This window comes from Streptomyces sp. NPDC024555 (genome assembly GCF_055559335.1).
On sequence record NZ_JBVHKV010000003.1, the window covers coordinates 411,629 to 427,841 of the forward strand.

The following is a 16,213-nucleotide window of genomic DNA, read 5'->3' on the forward strand; positions in this document are numbered from 1 at the left end:
ACGCCTCCCGCACCGGCGATCAAAGCTGCCCGCACCAGCTGCACGACCTGCCCCACCTGCATCAACGCACCACACGGGGCCCGGTCCCCGGACCGGCCCCGGCACCACCTCCCTGACACCCACGTCACCGCAGACGTGTAACCGACCGGAGGAACCGCCGTGGCAGCCACGCCCAGGTTTCGCAACGACGCCAGTGCAGCACCCGGACCCGAAGCGGCCGTCGACCGGAAGCATCCGGTCGACGAGACGCTCCCCCCACTGAAGATGGTGACCAGCGGCCTCCAGCACGTGGCCGCGATGTACGCGGGCGTGGTCGCCCCGCCCATGATCGTGGGGCCCGCCGTGGGCCTCACCCCCAAGGAGACCGCCTTCCTGATGGGGGCGAGCCTCTTCACCGCCGGCATCGCCACCCTGCTCCAGACGCTCGGCTTCTGGCGCATAGGCGCCCGGCTGCCGTTCGTCAACGGCGTCTCGTTCGCCGGGGTCACCCCGATGGTGGCGATAGGCAAGGACCGGGGGCACGACGGCATCGCCGTGATCTTCGGCGCGATCATCGTCGCCAGCCTCCTCGGCTTCGTCCTCGCCCCGTACTTCTGCAAACTCGTCCGCTTCTTCCCACCCGTCGTCACCGGCACCGTCATCACCCTGATCGGTGTCTCCCTGCTGCCGGTCGCCTTCAACTGGTCCCAGGGCGGCAACGCCACCGCCGACGACTACGGCTCCACCACCAACATCACCATGGCCGCCGTCACCCTGGTGATCGTGCTGGCGCTGCGCAAACTGCTCCGGGGCTTCCTCCAGCAGATCGCGATCCTGCTCGGCCTGGTCGCCGGCACCCTCGTCGCCATCCCCGTCGGCATCACCGACTTCGGTGCGATCGGCGACGCCGACGTGGTCGGCTTCCCCACCCCGTTCCACTTCGGCGCCCCGCAGTTCGAGATCGCCGCGATCGTCTCCATGTGCATCGTGATGCTGGTCTGCATGACCGAGTCGACCGCCGACATGCTGGCCCTCGGCCGGATCGTCGACCGCCCGGCCGACGAGCGGACGATCGAGGGCGGACTGCGCGCCGACACCCTGGGCAGCGCGCTCAGCCCGCTGTTCAACGGCTTCATGTGCAGCGCCTTCGCCCAGAACATCGGACTGGTCGCCATGACGAAGGTACGCAGCCGTTTCGTCGTCGCGGCGGGAGGCGGCATCCTCATCCTGCTCGGCCTCTTCCCCGTCGCGGCGTCCGTCATCGCGCTGGTCCCGCTGCCCGTCCTCGGCGGCGCGGGCATCGTCCTGTTCGGCTCGGTCGCCGCGAGCGGCATCCAGACCCTGGCCACCGCCGCGCTGGAGAAGGGCGAGAACGCGCTGATCGTCGCCGCGGCCGTCGGCGTCGGCCTGATACCGATCGCCGCGCCGGACTTCTACCACGCCTTCCCGAAGGACCTGCTGGTCGTGCTCGACTCCGGGATCTCGACCGGATGCGTGGTGGCGATCGTCCTCAACCTGGCCTTCAACCACCTGGGCCGCGCGGCGGACCCCGGTCCGGCGGAGCCGGCCCCCGAGGGCGAACCGCTCGACCGGGCGGCCGTGCCCGCGCACTGACGGGCCGCCGCACGGTCCGGTGCCGTGGTGCGTACGGCCTCCCGCGCGAGCGGGTCCGTACGCACCACGGCAGCGCGCCGTCCCGGGGTCAGCCGATGTGATAGCGGTCGCCGTAGACCTTCCAGTCGAGCGGCGGGTCGAGGTCCAGATTCCCCGCGCGCAGGAAGACCCGCTGCGCGGTGTCCACCCGGCTGGTGTCCGAGTGGGCCTCCTCCTGCCGCATGGCCCACACCCGGGCGTCCAGGAACGCGTCGAGATAGGCGGTCTCGTCACCGCCCCGGGCCGGTGGCTCCGCCTGCCGCAGCGCCCGCTCGCGGATCGCCCCGAAGCTCGCGCCGTCGTCGCCGTCGCCGTGCATCACGAAGGCGTCGTAGTACGCGAACTGGCCGAGCACGCGCAGGCCGTCGGCCTTGCCCCGGGCGACCGCCGGATCGAAGTACACCCGGTCGCGTTCGTCGTCCTGGGCCCGCCGGAAGGCCTCGTCCCGGGCCGCCTCCTGCCAGGCGGAGGTGAAACCGGGGTCCAGGCCCTCGTGCGAGTCACCGCCGTCGACCGCGCGGAGGGCCGGGAGGAAGCGGGCCAGGGGATTGTCCGGGGCCCGGCGGGTGTACAGCTCCACCAGACCGAGCATGTCGCCGGTGCCGGAGCAGAAGCCGATGATGCCGCCGGTGTAGCCGCGGCCGTCGCCGATGTCCTCGATGTAGCCGTACTGCGCCTTCCAGTCCAGCGTGGAGTTCTCCGCGCTGGAGACCAGTTGCATGGCGATGTCCTTCTTCGCCGGATCGTCCAGACCGTTCACGCTCGCCTCCTCGGGATGCGCCGCCGCACGGGGCGGCAGCCGCGAGCCCCGCACCGGGGGCGGTCATGTCCGGTGCGGGGCGGTACGGTGCCGGACTCAGCAGTCCAGGTAGGCCACGTAGATCCAGACGCCGGTGGGGCCACCCCACAGGTCGCCCATGATCCAGTCGCCGGTCCGGCCACGGTAGTTGAGGTTCTGGCCCTTGTTGACCTGGCCCAGGACCGGGAAGTTGGTGCCCGGTCCGCCACGGAAGTTGACGCCGTTGTCGTTCACCGTGCAGACGAGCGACGGCTGAGCCGCCTCGGCGCGGTGCGCGGGGGCCGTGCTGGGCGCGGCCTGCGCGGCGGGGGAGACGGCCAGACCGATGCCGGCGGCCAGCATCGTCATCGTCAGCAGAATCTTCTTCATCATGGTGCGGAACTCCTCGGTGATCCGGCCCACCCGTGTGGTGCCGTCCACCCCGCCCAACGGGCGGCGGACCTCGGGGACACGGGTCTGCCGGCCCTGTCGCCCGGGAGTGTAAGCGCAGGTCACGAGCGGTACGCACCGGCGCACACGGCCCATGCGGCCAACGCCTCGCGCGCCCGTCGATCGTGGGTTTGGCGGGGGTCGTGGAGACCTCCCGGGCCCCCGGGGACGCTCAGGAACCCTTGATCTCGTAGCTGTCGCCGTACACCTTCCACCGCAGCGGAGTCTCCAGAGCGAGATTGCCCTCCCGGAGGAACACCCGCTGGGCGGTCTCGACGCGGCTGGTGTCGTGGTGCGAGGGCTCCTTGCGGATCGCCGCGACGCGGGCGTCGAGGAACGCGTCGAGATAGGCGCGCTCGTCGCCGCCCTCGGCGGGGGAGTCCGCCTCGGCCAGTGCCCGGCGGCGCATCGTCGTGAAGCCGACGTCCCCCTCCGCGTCGGCCGAACCGTGCATCACATAGGCGTCGTAGTAGATGAACTGGCCGAGCGCGCCCAGCCCGTCCGCGCGGCCCCGGGAGACCGCCGGGTCGAAGTAGGACCGGTCCCGTTCGGTGTCCTGCGCGCCGCGGAACGCCGCGTCCTTCGCGGCGCCGGCCCACGCGTCGGTGAAGGCCCGGCCGAGCCCCGTGTGCGCGTCGGTGCCACGCACCTTCCGCAGCGCCGGAAGGAACCGTTCCAGCGCGTTGCCGGGCCGTGCCCTCGCGTACCGCTCCACGACGCTCAGCATGTCGCCGGTGCCGGAGCAGAAGCCGATGATGCCGCCGGTGTAGCCGCGGCCGTCGCCGATGTCCTCGATGTAGCCGTACTGCGCCTTCCAGTCCAGCGTGGAGTTCTCCGCGCTGGAGACCAGCTGCATGGCGATGTCCTTCTTCACCGGATCGTCCAGACCGGGACCGGCCGCGCCCTTGCCGGAATCGGAACCGGTCGTCGTGCATCCGGTCAGTACGACGGCGGCGAGGAGGAGGGCGAGACGGGAGGCGAGCGGTGGACGCGTGCTGATCTTCACCCCACCAGCCTGCCAGGCCCTACGGGACGAACGGTGCAGGCCGGGCGGTAGCGTCGGGGTCATGGATGATCAGTCAGTGGTGGATGTCGGCGATGTGCGCCTCGCGTACCGGAGCTGGGGCGACCCGTACGGCTCACCGGTCGTGCTGCTGCACGGCCTCGGGGACTCGGCGGCCTCCTGGGAGGCGGTGGGGGAGCTGCTGGGGCGGGAGTGGCGGGTGTACGCGATCGATCTGCGCGGACACGGGGAGAGCGACTGGCCCGACGACTACGACCTCGATCTGATGGCCGAGGACGTGCTGGGCTTCCTCGACGCGTGCGAGATCGACCGGGCCGGGGTGGCCGGACACGGCATGGGCGGTGTCGTCGCCCAGCTCCTCGCCCAGGAGAACCCGGACCGGGTGGAGCGGCTGGTGCTGGTGGAGACCCCGCCGCCGTTCCCCGGCGCGGCCGGACCCGCCGTCACCCCGCGGGGCCCGGTCGACTACGACGAGAACGCCGTCCCGGCCGTACGCGAGCAGCTCGACGAGCCCGGACCGGAGCGGGCGCGCGCTCTCGGCGAGATCGTCGCCCCGACCCTGGTCGTCTCGGGCGGCCCGGCGAGCGGCCTCTCCCAGGCGCGGCTCCAGGACATGGCCGCGCTCGTCCCGGACTCGCGGCTGCTGACCATCGACGGCGGTCACCGCGTGCACGAGACGAACGCCGCCCAGCTCGTCCAGGAGATGACGGAGTTCTTCACCAGCTGACCGCCTCGGTGCCGGGCCGTCCGGCTCCCGGCGCCGATCTCAGTCGCCGGGCCGCCAGTCCGGGCGGCGGCCGCCGCGCGCCACCGCCCGGTCCAGCAGCGGCGCGTCGTCGGCGACCGGCACCGGAGCGGCGAATGGCGAGGTGGGCGGCGGGTTGTCACCGAGGTCGGCCAGGACCGCGAGCGTGCTGTGCAGATGGTCCTCCTCGGCCGAGTAGGGCTGCCCGGTCGCCCGCGCCAGGTCCCAGCCGTGCAGCACCAGCTCGTTGAGGGCCACCATCCCGGCGATCCGGCCCGGCAGATCCACGCTGCCCGCCTGGGTCATGCCCTGCCAGGCGTCCGGGGAGCGCCAGGCCGCCGCCAGCTCGTCGAGCGCCGGGGGCAGCGTCTCGCGCCAGTCGTCCGCGAGCACACCCGACTCCACCGAGGGCGCCGTGCCGGTCGTCGGCCCCAGATCCTTGCGCGCTGCGTCCCGGAAGGCCACGGCCAGCCCGCCGACATGGGCGAGCATCGCGCCCACGGTGACACCGGGGCAGGGGGTCGGGCCGGTCAGCCGTGCGTCGTCGATGCCGTCGAGCAGGGCGGTCAGGTTCCGGGCGGCGGGCCCGAGATCGAGAGGGGCGGGGTTCGTCTGTGTGTCCATACCTGTGCAGACTCCCCGGACCCCGTGAACTCATCGCCCGGCCACGAGCGGATTGACTGCACGGCCCCGCGGCCGGGACCGGACCGGCGGCGCACACCGGCATATTGCGGAACGTTCCGCTCCGTCCCCTTGTCGGGAAGCCCCGGGCCGTGCGATACAGGTCTGGACCAATAGCTGCCGGATGGAAGGCAACACCGTGCAACGCCCCCACACCACCGCCGCGTTGTCCTGTTCCGCCGCCCTGCTCCTCGCCGCGCTGACCGCCTGCGGTTCGGAGGCCGAGGCCGACACCGGGAAGCCGACCGCGCCGGGCGGGGTGACCGTCCAGGCCGGCAGCGCGACCTCCGCGCACGTCATGTGGAAGGCGTCCACCGACGACACGGCCGTCACCGGCTACGAGGTCTACCGCGAGGGCAGGAAGGTCAAGTCCGTCCCCGCGTCCAAGGTGATGATCGACATCGAGGGGCTCACCGCCTCGACCGCGTACACCTTCACCGTCCGGGCCCGCGACGCCGCCGGAAACCTCTCCGCGCCCAGCGCCGCCGTCCGCGTCACCACCCCCGCCCCCACGCCCGCCGACCACGCGCCCCCCACCCGGCCGGTGAAACTGCGCGGCAAGGCCGACGGCAACCGGGCCGCCACCCTCTCCTGGGGCGGCTCCACGGACGACGTCGGCGTCACCGCGTACGACATCTACCAGGAGGGCTCCCGCATCCACACGGTGCCGGGCACCACGACCACGGCCCGGCTGACCGGACTGCGCCCCGGGATGGCGTACGCCTTCACCGTGCGGGCCCGCGACGCCGCCAACACCTCGTCGCCCGACAGCAACACCCTCCGCCTCACCACCGCCTCGGCGCCCGGCGCCCCGGCGAGCACCGCCCCCACCGGCCTGCGGGCGCGAACGAAGGTCCAGGGCAAGGAGTACGCCGTCGATCTGGACTGGGCCCAGCCCGAGACGGACGGCGAGGTCACCACCTACGAGCTGTACCTGGACGGAAAGATGACCACCACCGTCGTCTGGGGCATCGCACCGCCCGCCGGACGGGCGACCTACCAGTACACGACCGCCGAACCGCGCGGCACCCGCCATGTGGTCACGCTCCGCGCCAAGATGCCGGACGGCAAGTGGGGCGCGTTCTCGGCACCGCTCACGGTGGTCCTCGGACAGTGAGCCCGCGTCAGAGGGGGACGCGGACCGTCTCGATCCACGGCGGCGGCGCGGGCGCGTCCGCCCCGATGAGGGCGGCCACGAGCCGGCACGAGGGCGACTCCTCGGGCCAGGGGGTGTGGCCGTCCGTGAGGACCACGACGATGCCGGGGCGCTCCGGGGCGGCCAGCGCCGCGGCGATCCCGACCCGCATGTCGGTGCCGCCGCCCCCGCCGAGGACGACCTGCCCGGCCGACGTCACCCGCGAGACGGCGTGCACATCGGCGTCGCAGGCCAGCACGGTGACCCGGTTGCCGCCGATGCCCACCTCGCGCAGCACCCCGGTGACCTCGGCGAGGGCCGAGCCGAGTTCGTCGTCGCCCATCGAGCCGGAGGTGTCGACGACGACGGCGACCCGCGGCAGCGGCCGGCGCAGGCTCGGCAGCACCACGCCGCGCAGCGCCGCCCCGCGCCGGGCGGGACGCCGGTAGGTGTAGTCGACCGCGCCCGAGGCCCAGGCCGCCGCTTCCCGGACCGCTCCGGCCAGGGCCTGCCGCCAGTCGACGGCCGGTTCCAGGATCTCCTCGGCCCACCGCTTCCACCCCTGCGGCAGCGTGCCCCGGGTGCGCAGATGCGCCCGCATCGCCTCGGCCGTCCGGCGCCGCAGCGCCTCCGCCTCGACCGCCCCGACCTGCGGCGGGCCGTCCGGGCCGCTGGACTCCCAGGGCTCGGGACGGCCGTGCGCGCCCGAACCGCAGCTGTGCGGGGGACCGGGCGGGAGATCCGGCAGGTACTCCTCGAAGAGCCGCCCCTCGGCCAGACCGAAGAGCGCCGGTTCCATCCGCCCCTGTGGCAGGACCACCCCGTCGGCGAGCAGATCGTCGTTGATCTCGCAGTCCTGGGCGATGTTGATCCGGTGCGGGTCGCGCTGATCGGCCGCGGACAGCCGGCCGGCCCGGCCGTGGTGGTCGCGCAGCAGATGCGCGGCCTCGTGCAGCCAGACCCCGGCCAGTTCGGCCACCGGGGTCCGGTCGACGAACGCGGGCGACACATAGCAGCGCCAGTGCCGGTCCACGCCCATGGTCGGGACCTCGTCACTGGGCACCACCGACAACGCGTAGAGCGCGGTGGCGAGATACGGGCGGTCGGTCGCCGCCCGGTAGCGGGCGGCGAGCAGCTTGGTGAGGTCCAGCCGGAGCCGCGCCGGGGCGGGGTCCCCGGACTCCTCCCGGTGCGCGGACATGTCCTCAGCCGCTTCCCGGCAGCGCGCCGGAGAGCTGGAGCAGCTCCAGGAAGGCGTCGATGCCCTCGGGGACCGGCCAGGCGGGGTCGCGCATCGACGCCAGGTCGACCGCGGCGCGGGCCGCCACATCGGGCACGCCCGCCGCGACCGCCTTGGCCAGCACCGCCCAGCCGGCCTCCCAGCGCGGACGGGTGAGATCGGCCTGTACGGCGGCCACGACCGCGATGAGGAAGGCCAGTTGCCGGTCACCGCGCTCGGGCAGGGCGAAGGCCTCCGGGTCCGCCAGCACCCGGTCCGGATCGGGCAGGTCCAGATTCTCCAGGTACGCCAGCAGCTCGATGCCCGCCCCGTCGCCGACGGCCCCGGTCAGGGCGGCGGCGATCGCCTCCCGGCCCGTGCCCGTCGCGTATCCGGTGGCCAGCAGGCGCAGCGCCATGTCCCAGGTGCGGGGCGAGGGCCAGGCGCGGCCCCGGCTCTCGGCGTCGCCCGGAATGTGGTGGACGAGCCCCGGCCGCGCGTGCAGGAAACCGGAGACCGCGCCCCGGGCCCGCGCCACCGCACCCGGCACCCGGGACGGTTCGACCAGCGGAACGGCCGCCTCCGGCCAGGTGCCGGCCATGCCGCGCGCGACGGTGCGCGGGTCGTGCGTCCACGCCAGGTGCACGAAGCGGTTGGCGAGCGGCGGGCTGAGGTGCCAGCCGTCCGCCGCGCTCGACGGCGGATTGGCCGCCGCCACGATGCGTACGGACTCCGGGAGCGTGAGGCTGCCCACCCGCCGTTCCAGCACGACGCGCAGCAGCGCGGCCTGCACGGCCGGGGGAGCGGAGGACAGCTCGTCGAAGAACAGCAGGCCCCGCCCGCGCCGGGCGAGCCGCACCGCCCAGTCCGGCGGCGCCATCGGCACCCCGGTCGTGGCGGGGTCGTCACCGACGACGGGCAGTCCGGCGAAGTCGGAGGGTTCGTGGACGCTGGCGATCACGGTCTCCAGCTCCACCCCGAGCCCGGCCGCGAGCTGTTCGAGCCCGGCCGACTTGCCGATGCCCGGCTCGCCCCACAGCAGCACCGGCTGATTGGCCGTCACCGCCAGGGCCAGGGCCTCCAGCTGAGGACTGGCGACGGTTTCGGTACGACTGCTGCGCAGCCGCCGGTTCAGCGCGTCGGCGGCCTCCAGCGGATCCGGCCCGGAGGCGGCGCGGGAGGTCCGCGCCGGGCTGTCGGGGGCGACGGTGCTCATCCGTCCTCACCTTCCGCGTCGTCGGTCCCGGCGTCGCCGGAGTGGTCGTCCTCGTCGTCGCCGTCCTCGTCGTCGTCGGGCTCCCACTCCTCCCACCAGTCCGAGCCGATGTCCGGGAACTCCTTCGCCACCCGCTCGGCGAGGAACCTCAGATCGGTGCGCCGGTACTTGCGGATCACCTGCTCCAGCGACAGCTCCGTCTGGTCGACGACGTCCGGCCGGGCGCCCGCGTCGAGCAGGGCCCGGACGAGCGCGACCGAACCCCGCCCCGAGACCGCCGTGCTCAGTGCGGTGCGCTCCCGGTGGTCCCGGGCCTCCAGATCGAGCCCGGCGTCCAGCAGCCGGGGGAGCAGGGCGGTGTGGTCGAGCTGGGGCAGCAGATGGAGGAGGGTGCGCCGGCCGGCGTCGCGGATCCGCGGGTCGAATCCCGCGTCCAGCAGCGCGGTGACGGCCTCGGTGTTCCCGTGCTCGGCGTGCAGGAAGAGGTCGCGGCGCTGCGCGGCCAGGGCCCTCGGAAGCCGGCCGGTGCCGCCGGTGCAGGCGTGCTCGGCCGCGAAGCAGCCGGTGACCGCGCCGCCGAACGCGCGCAGGGCGTGCTCGCGCTGCCGTTCCTGCGCGGTGTGCGGGGAGTCCAGCACGCCGTCGCGGAACCGGACGGTGTGCCACGCGCCCCGGCACCGGACGCGTACGGGCCCCGGGGCCGTGGGTCCGTCCGGACCGAACTCCCCGTCGAGGCCGGGGAAGAGGGCCCCGGCGACCAGCGGATGGAGCCGACGCGCGGTCAGGTCGCCGGTGCGCAGCAGATCGACGTCGGGCAGCCGCCGCCAGACGGCCTCGGGCAGCGGTGCCGCACCCTCGGCGGCCTCGCGTTCGACGAGCCGGACCCGCAACCGCCCCTCGTGCCCGGGACCGGTGAAGTCCAGCAGGACGCGCACCCGCCAGTCCCGGGAGATCTGGAACCGCTCCGCCCCGGTGAGCGCGGCGACCCGGCGGACCTCGGCCTCCAGCCGGGGCACGTCCAGCGCCACCGCGCGGATCAGCGTCTCGGGGGTGGCGCGGTACCAGGCGGGCATCTCCGGCGGTGTCGGGTCCCAGACGAGGCCGGCCGCCTCCAGCGCTCCTGCGATGTCACCGCGCTGGTGCAGCAGCGTCGCCCATTCGGCGCGGGCCGCCGGGTCCGTGCCGTCGGGGGCGTCGTGCGGCAGCCGGTCCACCGGGCGAGGGGTGCCGTCCGCGTCGAGGAACGGCAGCCGGGTGCCGCCACCGGCCCGCTCCCACAGTTCGGCGGTGCGGCGCGCGTCCCACAGGTGCCGCAGGGTCCGCCAGTCCTTGAGGGCCGGTGCGCCGGAGCCGCGGTGCCGGGCCGGGCCGAAGCGAAGGGCGACCCGCTGCGGTCCGTCGACCATGGCGCCGGTCCGCAGTATCAGGTAGGGGGCGCCGCCCCGTTCCCCGTTCACCGGTCCGTACCCCGCCAGCAGCAGGGTTTGTTCGGTGGCCAGGGTCGAGCGCCCGCCGAGGATCCGGGGCAGATGCCAGCGGAGCAGGTCGGGCACGAGGTGGCGCAGATCGTCCTCGACGGCCGACGCCACGGCCGTCCCGTACCGCGCGGAGATCCCGGCCGGGTCGAGTTCCAGGTCGTACCCGGCCGCCGCGAGGGCGCCCCGCCAGTCTCCGGCGGCCCGGCGCGCGGCCGAGGTCTCGATCATGGTGCGCGGCACGGCGTACCGGCGGACCTGCCGCCAGCTCGCGGCCTCCTCGGGCGAGAGCAGGCCCGAGGCGGGGTGCGGGCTCATCGGTACTGGCTCCTGACCGCGCGCAGATCGGTGTGGGCGCCGCCGTCCGGACGCAGCGCCGTGGCGAAGGAGCGCTTCACCCGGCGGGGCAGCCCGGGGCCGAGCCCCATGTACTCCAGCCGCGAGCCGTGTCCGACGGCGGCGAGCAGGGTCTTGGCGCCACGGCCGGTGAGGCCGGTGTGGCACAGGTCGAGCCGGCGCAGCGGACTGCCGGGCAGGGCGGCGGCCAGCGCATCGGCGCCGAGGTCGCCGGTGGCGTTGGGCGGGGCGCCGAGGCTGCGCTCCGAGGGCGGCCGGCCCAGGTCCAGGGCCTCGATCCCGTCGAGGGCGGCGGCCAGCGCGCGGGCGCCCTCGGGTCCGATGCCGTTGCCGCCGAGGCCGAGCCGGATCGGGCGGGCCGGGTCGGCGGCGCCCGCGAGGACGGCGGCGCCACGGTCCCCGAGGTGGTTGGAGGGCAGGTACAGCTCGCGGACGCCCGCGTCGCGGATCAGCCGGGCCAGCAGGGGAGCGGCGTCCGCGTCGAGCCCGTTGCCCCCGAGGAACAGCCGTTCCACGGGCCGCTCGCGGCCCGCGAGCACGTCCAGGAGCGTGGCCAGACCCTCGGTGCTGACACCGGTGTTGACGAGGTCGAGGGTGCGCAGCGCGGAGGCGCGGCGCAGCATCGGCACCAGGGCCCGCACTCCGGCGTCGCCCACCGGATTGCGCTTGAGCCACAGGGCGCGGACGGTGCCGTCGTCGGCGAGGGCCCCGGCGAGCGCCGCGGCACCGGCGGCGGTGATGCGGTTGCAGCCCAGATACAGGGTGTGCAGTCCGTGGCCGGATGCGGCGGTCGCCTCGGCGACGGCCCGCGCGCCCTCGTCGCCGAGGGCGTTGGTGCCGAGCAGGACGTGGACGGCGTGCGGCGAGGCGGCGACGGCGGGCATGATCCGCGCGGCACCGGCGGCCCCGAGCCCCTGCTTGCACAGGTCGACGCGTCCGTCGGTCCGCAGCGCGCCCAGCGGGAAGGTCTCGTCGGCGGTCACCGGTCGCCCGTCCGCGAGGCGTTCGAGCAGGGGACCGAGCAGCGCCGGGTCGGCGAGCGGAAGGTCCGGATGCTCGATCGCCGGACAACGCACCGGCATCGGCTGCGACATCGCCACTCCCCAGATCCCCCGCCGGGTGCCGGCCGAGGGAAGGGCGGCCGTGCGCCGCCCGCTCGGGCGGACCGACACGTCGACGTCCCGTTACGTAAAGGCGGCAGAACCGGTCGGATTCGAACCGACGTCCTCCAGCTTGCTGCTTGGGCGCGACGACCTCTGCGCTACAGCCCTGCCGCGCATGATCCTAGTGCGTGCCGCGGTGAACTCGCACACCAGTGCCAGGGATTGGCGCCGCACGGGGCGGACCGACGCGGGGACCGGGACGCCTTCCGTAAATGGTCTGTACCTATTGACGGGCTGGTCCAGACCAATTACCTTCCTCTGTGCTCCATGGAACGACATGCATTCCCGCTCCCCCCGAGGACCGCCTCACCGGTCCCAGTCGCTAGGGAGAACCATGTTCGAGCACATGCCCCTCAGACGGAGAACGGCGACCGCGCTGCTCGCGGTACTCGCCCTGCTCCTCGCCCTGCTGTCCCTGCAGACCGGACCCGCGCACGCGGCCGGCAAGCTGACGGCGACCTTCACCACCGCCGACAACGGCTCGTGGTGGAAGGGGACCTACGTCCTGCACAACGACACGGACACGGCCGTGACCGGCTGGAGCCTGGAGTTCGACCTTCCCGCCGGGGTCGCCATCAGCTCCTCGTACAACGGCACGGTCACCACCCAGGGCAGTCACCTCACCGCGGCCAACGCCCACTACAACGGCACGGTCGCCGCGCACAGCACCACCGAGCCCTACAGCTTCTGGTTCGTCGCCACCGGCCCGATCAAGGAGCCCACCGGCTGCCGGATCAACGGCGACAAGTGCGACGGATCCGCGGACGCCCCGCCCGGCGCGCCCGGCGGGCTGAAGCAGACGGACGTCACCGCGCGCACCGCCTCGCTCTCCTGGACCGCCTCCACCGCGGGCGACTTCCCCGTGGCCTCGTACGACATCCTGGCCGGCGGCAAGGTCCTGGGATCGGCCACCGCCGCGACCTCCGCCACGGTCACCGGACTGACCCCGGCCACGGCCTACGCGTTCACCGTCCGGGCCAAGGACACCCGCGGCAACGTCTCCGCCGAGAGCGCCCCGCTGACCGTCACCACCGTCGACCCGGCCACCGACACCTCGCCGCCGACGGCCCCCGGCTCGCTGCGCGCCACCGCCAAGGACTCCTCGTCGGTCTCCCTGGCCTGGAACGCCGCGACGGACAACCAGCGCGTGGCGGCGTACGACATCTACAAGGGCGCCGCGCTCGCCACCACGGTCTCCGGCACCACGACCACCGCGAGCATCGGCGGGCTGTCGCCCGCGACCTCCTACTCCTTCACCGTCAAGGCGCGTGACGCGGCCGACAACGCCTCGCCCGCGAGCAACACGCTGACGGTGAAGACCGACGACATCGCCGGCGCGGGCAACTACGCCAAGGTCGGCTACTTCGTCCAGTGGGGCATCTACGGCCGCCAGTACTTCGTCAAGAACCTGGAGACCTCCGGCGCCGCGGACAAGCTCGACGTCATCAACTACTCGTTCGCCAATATCGACCCCAACAACCTCACCTGCCTCAACGGGGTCACCAAGGGCACCACGGCCGACCCGCAGGACCCCGAACAGGGCACCGGTGCCGGGGACGCGGACGCCGACTACGCCCGTCCCTTCAGCGCCTCCCAGTCCGTGGACGGCGTCGCGGACGACGGCTGGGGCACGCTGCGCGGCAACTTCAACCAGCTGAAGAAGCTCAAGCAGCGCCACCCGAACCTGAAGATCGTGGTCTCGCTCGGCGGCTGGACGTACTCGAAGTACTTCTCCGACGTCGCCGCCACCGACGCCGCCCGCAAGAAGTTCGTCTCCTCCTGCATCGACATGTACATCAAGGGCAACCTGCCCGTGTACAACGGCGCGGGAGGTCCCGGCACCGCGGCCGGCATCTTCGACGGCTTCGACATCGACTGGGAGTGGCCGGGCACCGGCACCGGACACCCCGGCAACCACTACTCGCCCGACGACAAGGACAACCTCACCCTGCTCCTCGCGGAGTTCCGCAAGCAGCTCGACGCGCTCGGCGGCGGCCACCGCCTGCTGACCGCGTTCACCCCGGCCGACCCGCAGAAGATCGACGAGGGCTGGGACCTGGGCAAGGTCTTCGACTCCCTCGACGTCGCCAACGTCCAGGGCTACGACTTCCACGGCTCGGGCAGCGACAACTCCTGGGAGCCCAACCGCACCGGCCACCAGGCCAACCTCTACAACGACGCACAGGACCCCTACGACTTCCACTTCAGCGCCGACACCGCGATCAAGGCGTACACCGACGCGGGGGTCGACCCCCGCAAGCTGACCCTCGGCATCCCCTTCTACGGACGGGGCTGGCAGGGCGTCACGGACGGCGGAGCGGCCGGCGAATGGCAGTCCGCGGGCGGAGCCGCCCCCGGCCAGTTCGCCGAGGAGGCCGGGACCCGGGGCTACTCCAACCTCGTCGGGGCCTATCCGACGATGGCCGTGCACCATGACGAACAGTCCGTCTCGACGTACGGATACACCGGCAGTCAGTGGTGGTCCTTCGACGACGCCTGGTCCATCGGCAAGAAGATGGACTACGTGAAGGACAAGGGGCTGCTCGGCGTCATGGTCTGGGAGATGTCCGGTGACACCGCCCAGGGCACGCTGATGAACGCCATCACCACCGGGCTGCAATGACCGGTCCGGGATGAGGACGGGGAGCCGTGCGCCCGCACGGCTCCCCGTTTCCGTTCCCGCCGGCCGTCGTTCCCGTCCCCGCGGTTCTGCCGAATCGTGAGGAAACGCCCCAAGCGTTACGGTTGGTGCGGCGGTGTCCGAGGGCGCCGCCGTGCCTGACGACCGGTCCCGGTACGCGGGTCCGGCTCCGTTCGATGCGCGGGAGGACCCATGACCAGCCCCGAGCAGGACCCGAATCAGCAGGAAGGCCCCGCCGACGGCGGCGCGGAGGGCACCCCCGGCGTCCACGACGGCGGCGCGGACGGCGGCGCCGATGGCGGTGCTGATGGTGGTGCGGACGGTGGCGCCGATGGCGGTGCTGATGGTGGCGCCGACGGCGGTGCGGACGGTGGTGCTGATGGTGGCGCCGATGGAGGTGCCGACGGCGGCGCGAACGGTGGCGCCGACGGTGGTGCGAGTCCGTCCGGCGCCGGTTCTTGAGTTCCACCACGACCGGAACCGGAACCAGGACCGGGACCGAGGCCCAGGAGCCCCGGACCGCCGACGCGGCGCCCGGGGTCCTGGAGACCCGTCTGACGGGCGGCCTGAGCCGCGAGGAGTTCGCCCGCGACGTCTGGGCCCGCCGGGCGCTGCTCACCCGTGGCGCGGACGACTTCTCCGACCTGCTCACCGCCCGCTCCGTCGACGAACTCGTCGCGCGGCGCGGGCTGCGCACCCCGTTCCTCCGGGTCGCGAAGAACGGCGCCACCCTCCCCGACACGGCGTTCACCGCCCCCGCGGGCGTCGGCGCCACCATCGGCGACCAGGTCGACGACACCGCGCTGTGGCGGGAGTTCGCCGACGGTGCCACCCTCGTCCTCCAGGCCCTGCACCGCACCTGGGCCCCCGTCGGCGACCTCGTCACCGCGCTCGGCACCGAACTGGGCCACCCGGTGCAGGCCAACGCCTACATCACCCCGCCGCAGAACCGGGGCTTCGCCGCCCACTACGACGTCCACGACGTCTTCGTCCTCCAGACCGAGGGCACCAAACGCTGGACCGTCCACCCGCCGGTGCACACCGACCCGCTGCGTGACCAGCCCTGGAACGACCACCGCCGGGCGGTCGCCGACGCGGCCCGGCGCGAACCGTACCTGGACACCGTCCTCGCCCCCGGCGACGTCCTCTACCTGCCGCGCGGCTGGCTGCACGCCGCCGAGGCCCAGGGCGAGATCTCGGTCCACCTGACGCTCGGCGTCCACGTCTGGACGCGCTACGCCGTGGCCGAACAGCTCGTGCAGGCCGCGCTCGCCGCCCTGCGCGACGACCCCTGGGCACGCGGGACCCTGCCGCTGGGCACGGACGGGCCGGAGGACGAGACGGACCCGGTGCGCGCCCGGCTCCTCGCGGCCCTCGCCGACGCGGACCCGGCACCCCGCTTCCACCGCGCCCGGCGCGCGCAGGCCCGTCCGGCCCCGCTCGGACCACTGGCCCAGTACGCCGCCGCCCGGGACCTCGGCACCACCACCCCCGTACGGCTCCGCGCCGCCCTGGACGCCCGGCTGGACGGGGCGCGCCTGGTCACCCGGGTCTGCGCGCTCGACCTCCCGGAGGACGACGTCCCGGCCGTGGCCCGGCTGCTCGCCGGCGAGGTGCGCACCGCCGGTGACCTGGGTCTCGCCTGCGCGGGACGGCTGCTGCGCGCGGGCGTCCTCGTGCCCGCCGGGCCGTGACCC

General features: G+C 73.8%; 14 protein-coding genes and 1 tRNA gene. 6 read left to right on the forward strand and 9 right to left on the reverse strand.

Annotation, left to right across the window (positions count from 1 at the left end):
* Positions 1–159: 159 nt before the first annotated feature.
* Positions 160–1,593, forward strand: coding sequence for a nucleobase:cation symporter-2 family protein (locus tag ACZ4FH_RS07215; protein ID WP_467302944.1), 1,434 nt, complete (start codon positions 160–162; stop codon positions 1,591–1,593).
* A gap of 88 nt (positions 1,594–1,681) precedes the next feature.
* Here ACZ4FH_RS07215 and ACZ4FH_RS07220 read toward each other — a convergent pair whose 3' ends face one another.
* The 3 genes from ACZ4FH_RS07220 to ACZ4FH_RS07230 all read right to left on the reverse strand — a co-directional run bounded on the left by ACZ4FH_RS07220 (position 1,682) and on the right by ACZ4FH_RS07230 (position 3,866).
* Positions 1,682–2,446 (reverse strand): chitosanase, encoded by a 765-nt coding sequence (locus ACZ4FH_RS07220; protein ID WP_467302945.1) that lies wholly within the window; start codon positions 2,444–2,446, stop codon positions 1,682–1,684.
* A gap of 42 nt (positions 2,447–2,488) precedes the next feature.
* The gene (locus ACZ4FH_RS07225; RefSeq protein WP_467302947.1) at positions 2,489–2,851 is read right to left on the reverse strand and encodes an SH3 domain-containing protein; all 363 of its coding nucleotides are present in this window, start codon (positions 2,849–2,851) and stop codon (positions 2,489–2,491) included.
* A 181-nt stretch (positions 2,852–3,032) separates the two neighbouring features.
* Positions 3,033–3,866 carry a chitosanase gene (locus ACZ4FH_RS07230; protein WP_467302948.1) on the reverse strand — a complete coding sequence of 278 codons (834 nt, stop codon included), beginning with the start codon at positions 3,864–3,866 and terminating at the stop codon, positions 3,033–3,035.
* 61 nt (positions 3,867–3,927) lie between these two features.
* Here ACZ4FH_RS07230 and ACZ4FH_RS07235 point away from each other — a divergent pair, with 61 nt between their 5' ends.
* A complete protein-coding gene (locus ACZ4FH_RS07235) occupies positions 3,928–4,611 on the forward strand; it encodes an alpha/beta fold hydrolase (protein WP_467302949.1) in 684 nt (227 codons plus the stop codon).
* A gap of 39 nt (positions 4,612–4,650) precedes the next feature.
* On the opposite strand, the gene ACZ4FH_RS07240 is transcribed toward ACZ4FH_RS07235, so the two are convergent.
* Positions 4,651–5,253, reverse strand: a complete 603-nt coding sequence (locus tag ACZ4FH_RS07240) for a TIGR03086 family metal-binding protein (protein ID WP_467302951.1) — start codon at positions 5,251–5,253, stop codon at positions 4,651–4,653.
* Positions 5,254–5,434: 181 nt separating this feature from the next.
* Here ACZ4FH_RS07240 and ACZ4FH_RS07245 point away from each other — a divergent pair, with 181 nt between their 5' ends.
* Positions 5,435–6,427: a fibronectin type III domain-containing protein gene (locus tag ACZ4FH_RS07245; RefSeq protein WP_467302952.1), complete on the forward strand. Its 993-nt coding sequence runs from the start codon at positions 5,435–5,437 to the stop codon at positions 6,425–6,427.
* A 7-nt stretch (positions 6,428–6,434) separates the two neighbouring features.
* On the opposite strand, the gene ACZ4FH_RS07250 is transcribed toward ACZ4FH_RS07245, so the two are convergent.
* The 5 genes from ACZ4FH_RS07250 to ACZ4FH_RS07270 all read right to left on the reverse strand — a co-directional run bounded on the left by ACZ4FH_RS07250 (position 6,435) and on the right by ACZ4FH_RS07270 (position 11,983).
* On the reverse strand, positions 6,435–7,646 hold the full coding sequence (locus ACZ4FH_RS07250; protein WP_467302954.1) for a vWA domain-containing protein: 1,212 nt from the start codon (positions 7,644–7,646) through the stop codon (positions 6,435–6,437).
* Positions 7,647–7,650: 4 nt separating this feature from the next.
* Positions 7,651–8,880: an AAA family ATPase gene (locus tag ACZ4FH_RS07255; protein WP_467302955.1), complete on the reverse strand. Its 1,230-nt coding sequence runs from the start codon at positions 8,878–8,880 to the stop codon at positions 7,651–7,653.
* Positions 8,877–10,673, reverse strand: coding sequence for an ankyrin repeat domain-containing protein (locus ACZ4FH_RS07260; RefSeq protein ID WP_467302956.1), 1,797 nt, complete (start codon positions 10,671–10,673; stop codon positions 8,877–8,879). Before ACZ4FH_RS07260 ends, ACZ4FH_RS07255 begins: the two co-directional genes overlap by 4 nt.
* A complete protein-coding gene (locus ACZ4FH_RS07265; protein ID WP_467302957.1) occupies positions 10,670–11,806 on the reverse strand; it encodes a leucine-rich repeat domain-containing protein in 1,137 nt (378 codons plus the stop codon). The genes ACZ4FH_RS07260 and ACZ4FH_RS07265 overlap by 4 nt, the downstream gene beginning before the upstream one ends.
* A gap of 104 nt (positions 11,807–11,910) precedes the next feature.
* Positions 11,911–11,983, reverse strand: a tRNA-Cys gene (locus ACZ4FH_RS07270).
* A gap of 226 nt (positions 11,984–12,209) precedes the next feature.
* Here ACZ4FH_RS07270 and ACZ4FH_RS07275 point away from each other — a divergent pair.
* The 3 genes from ACZ4FH_RS07275 to ACZ4FH_RS07285 all read left to right on the forward strand — a co-directional run bounded on the left by ACZ4FH_RS07275 (position 12,210) and on the right by ACZ4FH_RS07285 (position 16,210).
* Entirely contained in the window at positions 12,210–14,498 is a 2,289-nt protein-coding gene (locus tag ACZ4FH_RS07275) for a glycosyl hydrolase family 18 protein (protein ID WP_467302958.1), read from the forward strand.
* A gap of 210 nt (positions 14,499–14,708) precedes the next feature.
* A complete protein-coding gene (locus ACZ4FH_RS07280) occupies positions 14,709–14,978 on the forward strand; it encodes a BatC protein (protein WP_467302960.1) in 270 nt (89 codons plus the stop codon).
* A gap of 80 nt (positions 14,979–15,058) precedes the next feature.
* The gene (locus tag ACZ4FH_RS07285; RefSeq protein WP_467303084.1) at positions 15,059–16,210 is read left to right on the forward strand and encodes a cupin domain-containing protein; all 1,152 of its coding nucleotides are present in this window, start codon (positions 15,059–15,061) and stop codon (positions 16,208–16,210) included.
* Positions 16,211–16,213: the final 3 nt, after the last annotated feature.